The organism is Streptomyces sp. NBC_01390, from assembly GCF_045040105.1.
Lineage (GTDB): Bacteria > Actinomycetota > Actinomycetes > Streptomycetales > Streptomycetaceae > Streptomyces.
Genome location: NZ_CP109551.1, coordinates 3537073 through 3551946, shown reverse-complemented (window position 1 = coordinate 3551946; position 14874 = coordinate 3537073). Strand labels below are relative to the sequence as shown.

11 protein-coding genes are annotated in these 14874 nt (G+C 68.2%); 4 read left to right on the top strand and 7 right to left on the bottom strand.

Annotated elements, in window-relative coordinates; all coding sequences use genetic code 11:
* Positions 1-186 precede the first annotated feature (186 nt).
* The 3 genes from OG241_RS15860 to OG241_RS15850 are packed head-to-tail and all read right to left on the bottom strand — an operon-like array spanning position 187 to position 2749.
* Positions 187-1350, bottom strand: coding sequence for an oxygenase MpaB family protein (locus OG241_RS15860; RefSeq protein WP_405816033.1), 1164 nt, complete (start codon positions 1348-1350; stop codon positions 187-189).
* 57 nt (positions 1351-1407) lie between these two features.
* On the bottom strand, positions 1408-2463 hold the full coding sequence (locus OG241_RS15855) for a polyprenyl synthetase family protein (RefSeq protein WP_405816032.1): 1056 nt from the start codon (positions 2461-2463) through the stop codon (positions 1408-1410).
* A complete protein-coding gene (locus OG241_RS15850; RefSeq protein ID WP_405816031.1) occupies positions 2453-2749 on the bottom strand; it encodes a polyprenyl synthetase in 297 nt (98 codons plus the stop codon). Before OG241_RS15850 ends, OG241_RS15855 begins: the two co-directional genes overlap by 11 nt.
* A gap of 519 nt (positions 2750-3268) precedes the next feature.
* Between OG241_RS15850 and OG241_RS15845 the strand changes: the two genes are divergently transcribed.
* Both OG241_RS15845 and OG241_RS15840 read left to right on the top strand, forming a co-directional pair.
* Positions 3269-4840 carry a PfkB family carbohydrate kinase gene (locus tag OG241_RS15845; RefSeq protein WP_405816030.1) on the top strand — a complete coding sequence of 524 codons (1572 nt, stop codon included), beginning with the start codon at positions 3269-3271 and terminating at the stop codon, positions 4838-4840.
* The gene (locus OG241_RS15840; protein ID WP_405816028.1) at positions 4830-6416 is read left to right on the top strand and encodes a PfkB family carbohydrate kinase; all 1587 of its coding nucleotides are present in this window, start codon (positions 4830-4832) and stop codon (positions 6414-6416) included. The genes OG241_RS15845 and OG241_RS15840 overlap by 11 nt, the downstream gene beginning before the upstream one ends.
* A 192-nt stretch (positions 6417-6608) precedes the next feature.
* Here OG241_RS15840 and OG241_RS15835 read toward each other — a convergent pair whose 3' ends face one another.
* The 3 genes from OG241_RS15835 to OG241_RS15825 all read right to left on the bottom strand — a co-directional run bounded on the left by OG241_RS15835 (position 6609) and on the right by OG241_RS15825 (position 9898).
* Positions 6609-8549 carry a DNA/RNA helicase domain-containing protein gene (locus tag OG241_RS15835; RefSeq protein WP_405816027.1) on the bottom strand — a complete coding sequence of 647 codons (1941 nt, stop codon included), beginning with the start codon at positions 8547-8549 and terminating at the stop codon, positions 6609-6611.
* A gap of 258 nt (positions 8550-8807) precedes the next feature.
* Positions 8808-9032 (bottom strand): DUF397 domain-containing protein, encoded by a 225-nt coding sequence (locus OG241_RS15830; RefSeq protein WP_405816026.1) that lies wholly within the window; start codon positions 9030-9032, stop codon positions 8808-8810.
* A complete protein-coding gene (locus tag OG241_RS15825) occupies positions 9029-9898 on the bottom strand; it encodes a helix-turn-helix domain-containing protein (RefSeq protein ID WP_405816025.1) in 870 nt (289 codons plus the stop codon). The genes OG241_RS15830 and OG241_RS15825 overlap by 4 nt, the downstream gene beginning before the upstream one ends.
* Positions 9899-10227: 329 nt before the next feature.
* Here OG241_RS15825 and OG241_RS15820 point away from each other — a divergent pair, with 329 nt between their 5' ends.
* Together OG241_RS15820 and OG241_RS15815 are read left to right on the top strand one after the other, a co-directional pair.
* Positions 10228-10581, top strand: coding sequence for an ATP-binding protein (locus tag OG241_RS15820; protein WP_405816023.1), 354 nt, complete (start codon positions 10228-10230; stop codon positions 10579-10581).
* A 260-nt stretch (positions 10582-10841) separates the two neighbouring features.
* A complete protein-coding gene (locus OG241_RS15815) occupies positions 10842-11144 on the top strand; it encodes an NIPSNAP family protein (RefSeq protein WP_405816022.1) in 303 nt (100 codons plus the stop codon).
* On the opposite strand, the gene OG241_RS15810 is transcribed toward OG241_RS15815, so the two are convergent.
* Positions 11145-14651, bottom strand: a complete 3507-nt coding sequence (locus tag OG241_RS15810) for an eIF2A-related protein (RefSeq protein ID WP_405816021.1) — start codon at positions 14649-14651, stop codon at positions 11145-11147.
* Positions 14652-14874: the final 223 nt, after the last annotated feature.

Sequence of the window (14874 nt, the reverse complement as noted above, 5' to 3'; positions counted from 1 at the left end):
TGGTCGCGCGGGCTCGGATCCCCGTCTGCGGCGGGCCCGAGCGCGGGGGTGGGTCCGGCCGGGGCGCCATTGATCATCTGGGCCGCGATCACCTCCGCCCCCGCATGACCAGGTGAATCACCCTCCGAATATCTCGCGGAAGCGGACAGCCGGCCTCCCGCGAAAGCGCGGATTTGCGGGGCGGGGTCAGTGGGAGACCGTCGCGCCGGGCGGGGTCCATCGGCGGGTGCGGGGCACCGTGTCGGAGACGCCGAAGTCCTTCTTCAGGTGTTCCGGGATGGCGTAGTGCATGACGCGTCCGCGGGTGAGGGAGGACAGCTGAAGGACGGTCGTGAGGTGGCCGAGGCGGTCCAGGGCCCAGGCGCCGAGGGGGGAGCGGTCCTCGACGGTCTCCAGTACGCCGAGAAGGTGGGGGACCGCCTTGACGACGGTGTCCCAGCTGGTGCGGGGCACCTGGAGCCAGTCGGCGCAGGTGTCGCCGACGAGGTGGCGGATGAGCGCGGAGACGATCGGGTCGAAGAAGGTGCCGGGTACGACTTCCTCGTAGAGGTCGATGAGCTGTCGGGTCAGGTGCGCGCCCTCGGCGGAAGGGCCCATGTGCCGGATCATGTACAGGTCGAGGAACTGGCGTGCCTCCTCAAGGGACTTGGGGACGGCGTCCTGGTCGACGCCGAGCATCGCTCCGACGACCCGCCAGGCGTAGAAATACGCGTCGGCGCCCTCGGTTGACATGTGGATGCCGAGGCGGTGCAGGGAGTCCAGTACGAGCAGGGAGAAGAACATCTGCCCGCCGATCATGTCCTCCTGACAGATGGGCGTTCCCAGCGTTCCGGTGTCCCAGCGGTTCTCGCGTACGAGGTGGTGGCGGATGGCGGCGTGCAGGAGGCGGACCTTCTGGGCGGCGGGGATGAAGCGGCCGCCGGCCTCGAAGGCGTCGGGCCGCATCAGGTACACGGTGAACTGGCCGGTCTCCGCCATCCGTTTGGAGGGGTACTCCAGCCCATGGGTGGCCGACAGGAGCTTCGCCACGTGCGGGACGACGTAGCAGGCGGGCATCGAGGCGAAGGAGAGGGCGGTGGAGATGTGCATGTTGTTGTCGATGAAGAAGAGCCGGGCCTTCTCCATCTCCCCCCAGTCGACCCAGGCCGGCGGGACGCTCGTGGCCCGGAGGTACTCCCGGGCGACATCGGGCAGCCCGTCCGGCAGGGGAGCGCCGGCGGTGGAGACGTAGCGCATGAGGGTGTTGAACTTGCCCACCTCCCCGCGTTCGAAGAGTGCGGCCACGGTGGCGTCGGCGAGTTCGTCACCGGCCAGACGCAGGGTGTCCATGGATGCCTCGGTGCAGGTCACGGCAGGGTCCTTGTCTTCAACGGGGCGTCCACGACGTAGGAGCTGGGGGCGACGGGGTCAGGACTGGCGGACGGTCGCCGAGTGCGCCAACGCGGACAGGGCAGCGGCGGCTTGTGGTGGCACGTCCAGCTCGTGGAGAGCGCCGAGGGCTTCCTCGACGCGCGCGGTGATCATGTCCTCGACACGGTCGGGCGTCCTCAGCCGGCCCATCACCTCGCGTACGGCGTCGAGCCCTTCCCCGTCCGGGTCGCGTCGGCCCAGGAGGGCGCGGAGCTGCTCCCGGTCGCCGTCACCGGCGATACGCCAGGTCTCGGCCAGCAGGGCGGTGGGCCGATGGCCGCGTACGTCATCGGAGTTGGCCTTGCCGGTGAGTTCCGGGTCGCCGAACAGGCCGATCAGGTCGTCCCGCAGCTGGAACGCCTCGCCCAGTGGCAGACCGTAGGCGGAGTAGCCCTCACGCAGCCGCTCACCCGCCCCGGCGAGGGCGCCGCCGATCAACAGGGGGTGCTCGACGGTGTACTTGGCGGTCTTGTAGCGGATCACCTTCAGCGACGCCTCGACGTCCGGCTCGGCGCCGGTACGGAGGATCTCCAGACACTCGCCCGCGATCAGCTCCCGGGTCAGCACCGCCCACAACGGGCGGGCCCGGGCCAGATACGCGGCGGGCAGACCACTGCCGGCGAACAACTGCCCGGCCAGGCCCATCAGCAGATCCCCGACCAGCATCGCCAGCGACCTCGCGGCGGCGACGGCACGCGGGCGGCGGCGCACGGCATCGCGCAGAGCGACATGGGGGGTGGGCCGGCCGTGCCGTAACGCGCTGTCGTCGATGAGGTCGTCGTGCACGACAGCCGCGGCATGCACCAGCTCCATGGAGGCCGCCGCCCGAACCAGCGCGTCACTGTCCGGCTGCCCCACCGCGCGCCAGCCCCAGTAACAGAACGCCGCCCGCATCCGTTTGCCGTCCGCGACAACGGACTCCAACTGCTCGGCCACCGGGCCCAGTAACGGGTCGATCGCCGCGAACCGATCGGCCTCCTGGGCGACGAACGGCTGTAACACCTCGTCGACGCGGGCCTTGAAAGCGGTCGGCTCCCATCGGTCATACGTCATCGGCGGCCCGCCGAGCCAGCGCGTGCCGGGCGAGGATCTCCAGGTGGGCCGGGGGCACGGCCGCGTACCGGTCCAGCACCAGACGCCCGCGCGCCATCAGATCCTGCTCGGCGTCCGCAGCCAACTCCGCTGTGTCGGACCGCCGTAACAACCCCCGGAACGTCCCGAGGGCCGAACCCAGGGCCGAACCCAGGGTGCTCACCGTGAGATCGGCCAGCCCGGCGACAAGGAGCACCGCCCGCCCGTCCAGTCCCGGGCCTCCGTGTGGTCCTGCTTCGTGCGTCATGCCGGTCCCCGTCCCTCTGTCCACATCGCATCCGGGCGGCGCCGGTCATACGCCGTTCCCTCCAGCATCACGACACGGCGGGTGGGGGAGGGGGGAAAGTCACGATCGAGTGATCACCTCGCTTGGCCGTACGGATCGTGGCGACTGCGACAACTGCGGGGCTGCGATCCCGGTTTCAAAGCCGCTGGGATCGGGTTCGTGGTTCAGGTTCAGTCCCGGTCGCCGAGGATCAGGCTGTAGTCGCCGGGTGATGTGTCGAAAAGTCTCAGCGGGGCGAGGTCCGCGTGGTCGATTGCGGTGATCGGCCTTCAGGTCCGTACGGGTGAGTCGCCGGGCGCAGCACGGCGCGCGGGCGCTCACCCTGTTGCCGTACGGCTATGAGGGGGCGCGACTCCGCGACGTTCGCGACAGCGAGCCCCCTGGACGCGGCCGGCGCTGGGCCGCAGGACGGTGGAGGGGTCGGGGAGCGGGTATGCCTGCTGTGTACGTCATATCGGGGCGGACTTCGGGGGAGATGCCGTGGATGACAACAGCCGGTTAGCCGACGGGCAGCAGCCTGTTGAGATCGTCGGTTTCGGCGCGTTGAACGTGGACTACATCGCGGGCGCGTCGCGGTTGTCGCGGCGTCTGGCGGAGCAGGTGTCGGAGTCGACGGCCCGGTTCGAATGGAACACGGAAGGGGCGGTGGACGAGGTCACGATCTCCAAGGCGGTCGAGCGGCTGGGGACGGCCTCGTTGGACGCTTCGCTGGGCGGTTCGGCGTGGATCACGATCTTCGCTCTGGCGCAGATGCGGGTCAACGTCCGGCTGGGGTACGTAGGGGTGGTCGGGCGGATCGAGACGCCCGGCCTGTCGTTCGTGCGGCAGATGGATCTGCTGGGCATCGACCGGCGCTGGGTGGCGCGTAGGCCGGACCTGCTGTGCGGGACGTGTCTGTCGTGTCTGGAGGAGGCCGAGCGCGTGATGCTGACCCATCCGGGCGCGAACTTCGCCATGGCCGACCATTTACGTCGGCACGGTGACCGGATCGCGGGCTATCTGGCGCGGGCCCGGATCGTGCACGTCACCTCGTTCCTGGACGAGGCGACACCCCCGCTCATGCTGGAGGTCCTCACCGAGGCACGGCGACGTAATCCGGCGTTGCGGATCAGTTTCGACCCCGGCTTCGACTGGGCGGAACACCGCAGCCCGGCCGTGGAGGGGATCCTGGCGCTGGCGGATCTACTGTTCGTCAACCACCGCGAGTTCAAGGCTCTGGGGGACTACGAGGTCGGTGAGTCGGACGAGGTGCTTGCCGCGCGGGTCCTGGCCGGTTGCGCGGCGGGGTGCACCGTGTTCGTCGCCAAGCGCTACGACTTCATCGAAGTGTTCCGGGACTCCCCGGCCGGGGTACTGGCGCAGCGGTTCCAGCTGAGGCGGCCCACGCGGGAGACGGCACTGGAGGACGCGACCGGTGCGGGCGACGTGTTCGCCGCCGCGGTGCTCGCCTCACAGACCTCCCGGCGACTGCAGATCGAGCTGGGAACGTTCCTGGGCCTGAGTCTGGCCCGGCACCGCACCCTCCACGGCCAGTTGCGGACCTCTGTTCCCCCGCGCCTGGGCGGTGGATTCCTGCAGTCGGCCGAGAAGCTGTCCGGTCCGGGCACCCGGCCGCCGGCGGTGCTGCTCGCCCATGACAGCGGGGCTCAGTGGGAGATGCTGCGACAGTTCCTGCGAGAGGACTGCGGTCTGCCGGTCCACACGCTCGGCCAGGACGAACCGCACCGGGGCGAGATGCCACGGCTCCTGGCGGACCGGCTGGCCCGCTGTGGCTTCGCCGTGTGCGTGCTGTCCGCGACCCGAGTGATGTCGGGCGGGGAGCGCAGGGCCGGCGAGGACGTAATTCACCAGGTGGGTGTCTTCCAAGGCCACTACGGGTTCGGGCGGGTGGCCCTGCTGACGGAGGAAGGCTGCGCGTCGTTCTCGAACATCGCGGGCCTGATCCGGTTGGACTTCGCTCCCGGACGCATCGACAGCACCTTCTGGGAGTTGGAGAGAACGCTGGTGAGGGAAGGATTTCTACCCCCAGGAGGAAGCCGACATGACCGCTGATTCACAGAGCGGGCGCCAGGCGCCCGCCCGGCCCGGATTCACCATGGACGTTGTCGGTATCGGCGCACTCAACCTGGACTACATCACCCGCTCCCCAGCCGCCGGATCAGCGGGGACGCCGCTGAGCGCTCGGATCGCGCAGATCATGGACGAGGGCCGACCGGTACCCGAGTGGGGCACCGAGACCGCCGTCGACGAACACACGGTCTACGCGGCGCTGGAAGCCGTCGACTCCACCGCGCTGGAGACGTCCCTGGGCGGATCGGCGTTCAACGCCATCCACACCCTCGCGCAGCTCCAGCTCGACCTGCGCCTGGGCTACGTCGGCGTCGCCGGCCACGTACCAGGACCGGGCATCTCCAGCACCGCGCAGTTACGCGCCCTGGGAGTCGACCACAGCTTCGTCTTCCAGGACGACGACCACCTGTGCGGCGTCTGCTTCTCCTTCACCGAGGACGGCGAACGCACCCTGCTCACCCACGCGGGCGCCAACTCGGCCATGGCCGACCACCTGGAGCGAGCCTTCGACGATGTTGTCGCCTACCTGGCGGGCGCGCGGGTCGTCCATGTGACCTCCTTCCTCGACGACCGCACCCCGGACCGGCTGCTGGCCCTGCTCCAAGCCGTGAAACGCACCAACCCGGCGACGCTCATCAGTTTCGACCCCGGCCACGTCTGGAGCACCAACCCCACCCCCGCGGTGACCGGCATCGTCGCCCTGGCCGACTATCTGCTGCTCAACCACCGCGAATTCCGCGAACTCGGCCGCCTCAGCGGTGATGACTCCGACGAGGACATCGCGGCCCGGCTCCTGAACCAGGGCGCGGCGGACCGCGGCGTCATCGTGGTGAAGCGGCGGGCCGGCACCCACACCTGGCGCCAGGAGAACGGGAAAGCCGTGGACGCCTTCTACCCCCAGCTCCTGCTGGCCGACGACCAGGTGGAAGACGCCACCGGCGCCGGTGACGTGTTCGCCGCAGGACTGCTGGCCGTCCTGACCGGCGACCGACTGCAGATCGAACTCGGGGCGCTGCTCGGGATGACTCTGGCCCGCCACAAGCTGCGCTACGTCGGCAGCCACGGCCACGCACAACTCGCCGAAGTCACACGGGACTTCATCGGATCCGTGGAGAGCACCCGGCGCACCGCCGCTCTGCCCGACGGCGTGTTCGTGGCTCACGGCCACAGCCCCGAGTGGCTGGCGGTGAAAGCCTTCGTCGAGCAGCGGTTCGGCCTACCGGTCTACTCCTTCGAATCCGACGCCTGGGGCAGCCGACAGGTCACCGACGCCCTGTCCGACTACCTGCAGCGTTGTGGGTTCGCCATCTGCGTGCTCACCGCCGAGGACTCCACCGGGGACGGCCACCTGGTCGCCCGCCAGAACGTCATCCACGAGATCGGTCTCTTTCAGGGACACTGCGGCTTCGACCGTGTCCTGATCCTGGCCGAGGAAGGCTGCCAGTCCGTCCCCGCAGCCGTCGCCCCGTACACCATCACCTTCCCACGCAACGCCATCGACAAGACGTTCTGGCACCTGGACCGCGCGATCCGCACGCATGGCTTCGCTCACCCGTAGAGACACCTGGGCGCCGCCGGATTGGGGCCGTGATGGGTTTCATCACGGCCCCGGACGAGCCTGGCGGATTGACTTGACGTGCGGAGGTTTTCCACGGGGACCGGGTCGGCGGGGGCGACCTCGGGCGAGCGTCCGTCAGGCCGCAGGCCGGCGCGCGTGGGCCGTCCGCCGGCGCGGCGCGCCTGCGCCCGGCTATACGCCGACGAGTGCCATCACCCCGGAGGCCGGAGACACAAGTGACCGCAGCTTCTCGCGCGTCTCAGGGTCCGTCGAGTAGATGATCGTGCCGACCATGCCCCGGGTCAGCAGGACCTTGTACGTGTTGCGGATCAGCCGGTCGATGTCGCTGTCCGGCGTCGCCTTCGTGAAAATCGGGTCCTTCGACGCCGTGCGGTCCACGATCCAGCGGTCCGTACGCCACACCAGGTCGGGTCCGATGATCACGCCCGACCAGTCGTACTCGAAGCCCTGTGCGGTGTAGACGCAGCCGACTTGGCCGAAGCCGGCCGGGTCAGTGGCCCACAGGGGCGAGGGCGGCGCGCCGAGGACAGACCGTTCGCCGAACACGTTCCAAGGCCGCGCCCAGTCGCCGATGACGACGTCGACGGGAAGCGCCGTCATGTCCGGGGTGACCTTGGTGGTCCACTTCCAGCAGTAACCGGCAGACATACGAGCGCTGTAGTCCTCCTTACGGCGAGCGACGAGGAAGTCCTCCAGTTCCTGAGGGCTTTCGGCGGTCCGCAGTTCCAACTTGCCGTCGGGTTCCCACTGGCTGGGCGTGCCGCCCTCCAGCCCGAGCAGGTCGACGACCCACTTCTCGTACGCGTCGCTGCCGCCGCACCGGAACTGGCCGTCCAACTCGACAACCGTGCACTCGAGGCCCTGTGCGGCGGCGGCCCGTTTGATCTCCTCCTTCGTTCCCATCTCGCCGGGCCGCACCACCTGGTGCTGGTCGAGCAGGAACACCGGTACCCGGGCGGCGTCGATCAGCTCCGCCACCTGGGGGCGGCCCGTGCGCAGTTCGGCCTTGGTGTAGCGGTTGGCGGAGGTCTTGCGGAGGCGGTGGGCCTCGTCGCAGATCAGTACGTCGAGGTCGTTCGGCTCGGCGTCCATGAAGCTGTTGAAGTACTTGAACAACTGCTGCACGGCGGGTTTTCGCGCCCCCGCGACCTTGCGCATGGTCTTGGTGAACGACGCTGACCCGGTCGCGTGCAGAGCGGTCACCCCGCGTCGGTACAGCTCACCCAGCAACGACAGCGCGACCACGCTCTTGCCGGAGCCGGGACCGCCCGTCACCACGACGACCTGCTTGTGGTTGGACCGCTTGGCCTTGCGCACGGCGGACATGACCTGCTCGTAGGCGACCCGCTGCTCGGCGATGAGCACGAACTGCTCGCGGTCGCGGATCTCGGCCGCCGCGACGGCCATCAACTGCTTGGACGGCCGGACCTTGCCGCTGAGCAGTACGTCCGCAGCCTCCGCGCCGGGCTTCGCGGCGAGCCTGGAGCGCAGGAAGTCAAGGAAGGCGCCGCGCTGTTCGCCGGTGTACATCCGGCCGCGCTGGTCCTCCTTGACGCTGCGCAGTCCCGCGACACCGAACTCGGTCGCGTTGTGCAGAAACGCCACCCCTGCCAGAGACTTCGGCATCCGCTCCAGCGCCCCGTTGAACGACAACAGGTACTCGCAGTAGCCCCGGACCTGCTCGATCGGGTTGAGCACGGGCTGCGGGTACGCGTCGATCCGGCACAGCAGAGGTTCGTCCTCTTCCGGGTAGGCCGCGCTCCACTGCTTGAGTTCGACCACGACGTACGACGGTTCGCCCGTGGTCGGGTGTACGCCGGCGAGTACGGCGTCCGCGCGCTTGCTTGTGAGGGGCAGGCTGTACTCGATGAGTACCTCGATGTTGTCGAGTCCGGCCTCCATGAGTGCGTTGACCAGTGCCGGGAGGCTGCGTTCCCAGGACCGTATCTCCGCCTGTCCGGCGTTCCGGCCGTGCTGGTGACGGAAATTCTCGGTCAGATGCAGCGCCAACGACCCTTCGAGGATGCGGGTGGCCACGGACGCCGCAGACTCACGGAACAGCAAGGAAATGCCCCCAGGCAGCACGAAGAAGACTCGTGCGGGTGGGGGCATGTCCTCCGATGTCCGCCGTGCGCTTTCGCGAGGCGGATCAGGAAGCCCGTCGGGCCGCTGAGATGGTTCTCGTCATCCTAGGTCAGCAGATGGATCACCAGGAGGGGGTACGCAGAGTTCGGGGGTGCACGCGATGTGCAGGGCTGAGTGGAGCGGCGACTTCACCTGCAGGCAACACTGGCGGCGGGTCACTCCGGGAGTACGCGGCGCTGTGTCGCAGACGTCGGGGTTGGACGCGAGCTGGACCGGCGCCATTGCTCACAGTTGTCCGGCGACGACGCCTTCCCGGAAAGCCGCCCACTCCGTGGCCGTCAAGCGGAGGGGGCCGCGGCCGGGGTTCTTGGAGTCACGAACGGCCCTTGCACCGCCGGGGAGTTCGGCTATTTCGACGCAGTTGCCCTCTCCGCCGCTGGTTGACGCCTTGCGCCACACGGCCGTGGTCAGGTCGGTGGCATACAGGTCCGACGTGCGGTTGTTGCTCACTTGCGCTGCTTCTCCTCGATGCCGGCGATCAGGGCCAACGAGTCATCGGTCGGGAGCGCTGCCGCGACGATGCGTTCGAAGGCGTCGGCGAAGGTTCGAACGTCGCCGATGCCCTCAACGTAGGACGAGCCGATGAGATTCTCCAGTAGTACTACGTCAGGCATCGGCGAGGGGAAGCTGACCAGGCTGAAACCGCCGACGTTCCCGGGGTGAGGCGTCGCCTCCAAGGGCATCACCTGGAGGGTCACGTGAGGCATCTCCGCGACGTCGAGCAGCCGCCGTAGCTGCTCGCGCATGGTCGTGGGGCGAAGAGCGAACCGCTGGTGGAGAGCTGCCTCGTGGATCACGGCCCATAGCTTCAGCGGGCCGTCGGGACGTGTAAGCACGGACTGGCGGGCCTGACGTACCTCGGCCAGCGCCGCCACCTCTTCCGGTGTGCGCGTGATGGCGTTGGCCGCGATGCTCTCGCGTGCGTACGCGGCGGTCTGCAGCAACCCCGGGATGAGCAGCGGGGCGAATTCGCGGATGCTGCTGGCGTCCGATTCGAGGGAGATGTAGTCGGCGTAGGAGGGGGAGACGATGCCGCTGTACGTCTGCCACCAGCCCTGCTTGCGCGCGTCCTTGGCCAGGGACTCCAGGGCGGAGACGACTTCTGGGTCGACCACTCCGTACGCCTTGAGCAGTGGGGCGACCTCGCCGGGGCGGATGTAGCCGTTGGCTGTCTCGATGCGCGAGAGCTTCGGGCCGATCCAGCCCATCGTCTGTGCCGCGACGTCGAGGCTCAGGCCGGCCGAATTGCGGTACTGCCGCAGGGACTGGCCGAGGCGTCGGCGGCGAACGGTGGGAACTGGGCGCACATTTGGCATGGCGACAGCATGGCATCGGTCATGAGACCGAAGCGACGAGAACAAAGAGTCGAGTATGCATTTTGGGTGACAAGGTTGCGAGTAGAGGCGTTAAACCGTCACGCTGAAGTCAAGTCGGTGTGCGCGGACTGCAATTGCTGGGTCTGGCATGCCCGTTGCCGCAAGGAGGCGCTATGTACCCCGCCGCACCCCTCACCTCGCACCCCACGCTCCGCGACACCACCGTGCCCGCTACACAGGCCGTCCCTGGCTTCTACCTCCGTCCCCGCCCCCAGGGTTTCGCCGCACACCTCTGTGCCTCGCCTCGAAACCTGTGCGCCGTAAGGTAATTGGCAGGCGCCGAGCTGTTGGCGCAGGGCGTCGAAGCGGACGCCGTCGACTCCGCGCAGCTTGTCCTCTCCGAGCTCGTGGGCAACTCGGTGCGTGCGTACGGCGATTGCGTACCGCTCGTGGTCGAGGTGTACGTGACGTCGTTCGGTGTCGCGGTGAACGTCCACGACCCGGACCCGGGTGCCCTGCCCAGGCGTCGGGCGACGCCGCTCGACAGCGCGGAGGCCGAGACGGGGCGGGGGCTTGGGCTGGTCGACCTGCTCGCGCCGGGGTGGAGCGTACGGCGGTCGGCAATCGGGAAGCAGGTGTGTTGCCGGGTGCCTGCTGAAACGGCGTGGCCGTCCAGCTCGTGATCGACTGGGAGCGCGACTACGGTCGTAAGGGCATACCGGGCCCGTGGGGGACTCGTGGGTGCGCAGAGTGTCGAGACGCCGCACACTTCCCTGCCTCCGCTCGGGACTGTGGCCGACATCCGCACCCTTCGCGTACGGGACGAGGGGGCTTCCCAGGGGACGCCGAGAGGATGCGGCGAGATCTCGGTACCTACCACTGGCTGTTCGGCGGCACATACTCTGCGGTCCGAGAGCTACAACTCAGGAGGACTCGTATGCCCATGACCACCCAACTGCGCACCTACACCGTCCGGGACGGCATGCTTGATGAGTGGGTGGAGCGGTGGCGTGCGGAAATCGTCCCGCTGCGCCTGGAGTTGGGCTTCGCTATCGGTGGAGCCTGGGTGGACCGTGAGCGGAACCAGTTCGTGTGGCTTGTCTCCTACGACGGCCCGGAAACCTTCGCCGAACGTAACGCGCTCTACTGGGCCTCGCCGGAGCGGAAGGCGATGAACCTCGACCCGGATGAGTATCTGGTGCACACGGATGACCGCACGGTCGAGCCGGTCGATCCGCAGTTGTGATCACGAACCCAGCGGCAGCATGTGGTGTCGGCGCTCGTCGTCGTTGAGAACGCGGAAGACCCGGCCGCGGGCGCCCGCTTCCAAGCGGTCGAAGTCGGGCTCGGCGAGCCATACTCGGGCGGTGCCGTCGAAGGATGCGGTAAGCAGGCGTGTGCCGTCCCGGGACCAGGCGACCGAGGTCACCTTGTCCTGGTGCACTCCGACAAGCGCGATCTCCTCGAAGGTCGTGGACGACCAGATGCGCACCGTGCGGTCGTCGGAGCCGGTGGCGATGAGCCGGCCGTCCGGGGACCAGGCGACGGCGCGGACGCGCCCTTCGTGGCCCTTGAGGATCTCGATACGGCGGCCCGTGGCGGTGTCCCACACGGCGGCCGTCCAGTCGCCGGACGCCGTGGCGATGCGCTCTTCGTCGGGCGACCATGTGACGTCGTCAACGTAGTTGTCGTGACCACGCAGCACCGTGAGCTGTCGGCATTCGGCAACGTCCCAGAGCCGGCACGTACGGTCGTCCGAAGCGCTGGCCAGGAAACGGCCACTGGAGGACCAGGCGATGCGGCTGATCCAGTCCTGATGTCCCGTCAGGGAGGCCAGGACCACCCGGGCTCGGGCCGCCCAGATCTTCACGGTGCCGTCGTGGTCTCCAGTGGCGATGCGGCTGCCGTCAGGGGACCAGGCGACGGACTCGACGACGGCTTCCTGATCGTTGAAGGTGTCGTTCTGGTCTTGGTGGACGACGCGGAGGACACCGTCGTTGGTGCTGATGGCCAGCCCGTCGTCGAGTGGTGACCAAGCGGTGCTCCACACGCGATCCGATTGTTCGATCACGTGGTTGGAGGGCGCGCCGGTAATGGCGTCCCAGACTCGGACCGTTCCGTCGTCCGACGCGGTGGCGATGCGGGCGTCGTCGTGAGACCAGGCTGCCTGGTTAACGGGCCCGCGGTGCCCGTTGAGAAGCAGACTTTCCGCGCCGCGTGGACGTAGATCCCATACACGTCCGGTGCCGTCGGTGGAACTGGTGGCGAGCCGGTCGCCCGATGGGGACCATGTCACTCCCCACACCGTGTCGGTGTGTCCTTGCAGGACGGCGACGACTTTCGCGTCCTGGGCGGAGACGATCCGTACAGTTCGGTCGGAGGAAGCCGAGGCGAGCATCTGTCCGTCGGGCGACCATGCGACGTTCCAGACGTAGTCCGTGTGGCCACGCAGCAGGAGTCGCAATTCGCCGTTCTCGGCGTCGGAGATGCGCACCGTGTGATCACCGGAGCCGGTCGCGATGAGGCGTCCGTCCGGGGACCAGGCGATGCCCTCCGCGAAGTCGGAATGGCCGGACAGTGTCGTCACCGATGTGCCGGTAGCCAGGTCCCACACGAGGGCAGTCTGATCGTGTGAGGCCGAGGCCAGACGTGTGCTGTCCGGCGCCCATGCGAGGCCCCACACGTCGTCGCGGTGTCCCCGCAGTTCGTGGACGAGGTCTCCCGTCTCGACGTCCCACACGCGCACTGTCCGGTCGCGCGAAGTAGCGGAAACCCAGCGCCCGTTGGGCGACCAAGCGGTCTGCCGCCCGATGTCGGTGGCACCGGTGAGCAACCGCAGGGGCTCTCCGGACGCGGCGTCCCAGATCCGTACGACGCAGTCGCGGCCCACCGTTGCGATCCGGGTCGAGTCCGGAGACCAGGCCACGCCCTCGACCATGACACCGTCGGAAGGGAGGACCCACAGCGAGCGCCCCGACTGTGCGTCGAAGACTCGAGCGGTTCCGTCTCTCGACGCCGTGGCCAGTAGGAGGCCGTTCGGTGACCAGGTGATGTGCCGGACGGTGTCGGTGTGTCCGTCGAGTTGGGTGCGAAGGTGGCTTGTTGCGAGAGCCGTCATCAGGCCCCGTCGGGCGGCCGGGGTTGGCGTGCATTCGCCCAGCGCGGCCAGAGTCAGGAGAAGCGACTGCTCCGGCTGCTGTTGCGCGGCGCCGAGCGCATATTGCCCGATGCTGTCCGAAACGCGACGTAGGAACGCGAGATCACGCCGCTGTGAGGACTCTACGAGTAACTGCGCTGCCTCCGAGGCCTGCCCAGCCTCCTGCAGGGCAAGGAGCCATCGCTGGGCCAGGGTCAGTCTCTCGCCGGTGAGAAGGTAGTCGGCGCTGCGCCCGGAGCGCTCCCAGTCCTCTGCCCACCGTTCGAGTTCCGCACGTTGACGTAGCTGCTCGGAGTGCGCCTCGACCTCTTGTCGCAAGGGAGCCCACTGGCGGAACAGCGCTTCGTGCGTCACCTGGGCATGGGGTTCTTGACCTGCGCGCACGTCGGACATCAGCAGACGCGCGTCGACGAAGGCGTCCACGACGCGTCGTTCCTGAGCCGTCAGCCCGGCGAGCGGTACAGCGCGCCGGGCCACCTCCTGGCCCTGAACGGTGACGAATCTCAGTAGCACCCGTAGTACGAAGTCGATGCCCTCGTCTCCGCAGCCGAGCTCCGCCACAGTGTGGTCGGCCTGCCGTGCGAGGGCGCCGGCCACACCGCCGAGGCTCCGATAGAGCTCCTCGGTGACGGTCTCTCCAGGGCCAGATGCGAAGTACAACTCCTGCAACAAATAGGCAAGCAGTGGCAGTGCGTCGTCCGTGCCCGCATCGTTGACGATGGCTTCCACGACGCCTGGCGCGAAGGACAGGCCCACAAGGACGCCCGGTCGCTCCACAGCCTGTCCGAGCTGGCTCCTGCTGAGGGCGCCGATTGCGACCGGATGCTGGAAGAGTTCGGCGTGGCCTGTTCCCAGGAGCTGTCCCAGGAAGTCCACACGCAGGGTGGTGAGCACCCGGATTCTCGTATCCTGCGTCACGCAGGCATGGAGGGCATCAAGGAACTGGGTGCGTTCCCGTTCGCCGGCGAGGGTGACGATCTCTTCGAACTGATCGACGACAATGAGCATGCGGCGGAACCTGCTCCCACGGAGCCGGGACAACTCCGCCAGCAGTGAAGTGGGGTCCTGCCGGAGGCGCCGCAACACCGCGCTCGCCGGTTCGCGCTCTCCATCTGCCGTGGCGATGACGGCAGCCAAGGCCGCGAGGGGGTTGGTGCCAGGGGAGAAGGCAGGAAGGACGGACCACCGCCGACCACGCAGCCGCGGGATTACTCCTGCTCTCACCAACGACGACTTGCCACTTCCCGAGGCCCCGACGAGCACGAGAAACCTGTCGGCGGACTGATCCTGCGCTTCGTGCAGCCGACGTGTCAGATCCTCACTTTGGGCGTCTCTTCCGAAGAAGACCGCAGCCTCGTCCTCCACGAAGGCGTCCAGCCCAGGGTACGGAACCCGGTCGCGGGACCAGTCCGTCGGCGGAGGCGCGGGGTTCTCCAGCCGATGGACGACGACCTGCATCACCACCATCGTGACGATCAGCAGCCCGATGGCCGGTATCGCGACCCGCTGGAGCAGGTGCAGGAGCCATGGCGCGTTGTTCTCGTTGGTGGCGTAGTTGGTGACGATTCCCAGCATGCTCGCGACGAGCACCAACATGGCCTGAAGCAACAGCTGTAGACGGTTCCTCATGAGACACCAGTCGGTACACCGCTACGCCGTCGCAGCACTCCACGCCCCCGCTCAGCCGCTACCGACCGCCAGGCATCGGATCAATCTCCGACGCTCGTAGACATCATCTGCGGCGTGGGAGGCGATCTCAACCGTGCCCGAGGAAACCAGTCACCGAATCGTCGCGACGGGCTTACGTTGAGCACAAGGC

Coding starts and splice junctions, on each gene's coding strand:
- OG241_RS15855 (WP_405816032.1), bottom strand. CDS start 2,463: ATGACGTATGACCGATGGGAGCCGACCGCTTTCAAGGCCCGCGTCGAC.
- OG241_RS15850 (WP_405816031.1), bottom strand. CDS start 2,749: ATGACGCACGAAGCAGGACCACACGGAGGCCCGGGACTGGACGGGCGG.
- OG241_RS15840 (WP_405816028.1), top strand. CDS start 4,830: ATGACCGCTGATTCACAGAGCGGGCGCCAGGCGCCCGCCCGGCCCGGA.
- OG241_RS15835 (WP_405816027.1), bottom strand. CDS start 8,549: ATGCCCCCACCCGCACGAGTCTTCTTCGTGCTGCCTGGGGGCATTTCC.
- OG241_RS15825 (WP_405816025.1), bottom strand. CDS start 9,898: ATGCCAAATGTGCGCCCAGTTCCCACCGTTCGCCGCCGACGCCTCGGC.
- OG241_RS15815 (WP_405816022.1), top strand. CDS start 10,842: ATGACCACCCAACTGCGCACCTACACCGTCCGGGACGGCATGCTTGAT.
- OG241_RS15810 (WP_405816021.1), bottom strand. CDS start 14,651: ATGTTGGTGCTCGTCGCGAGCATGCTGGGAATCGTCACCAACTACGCC.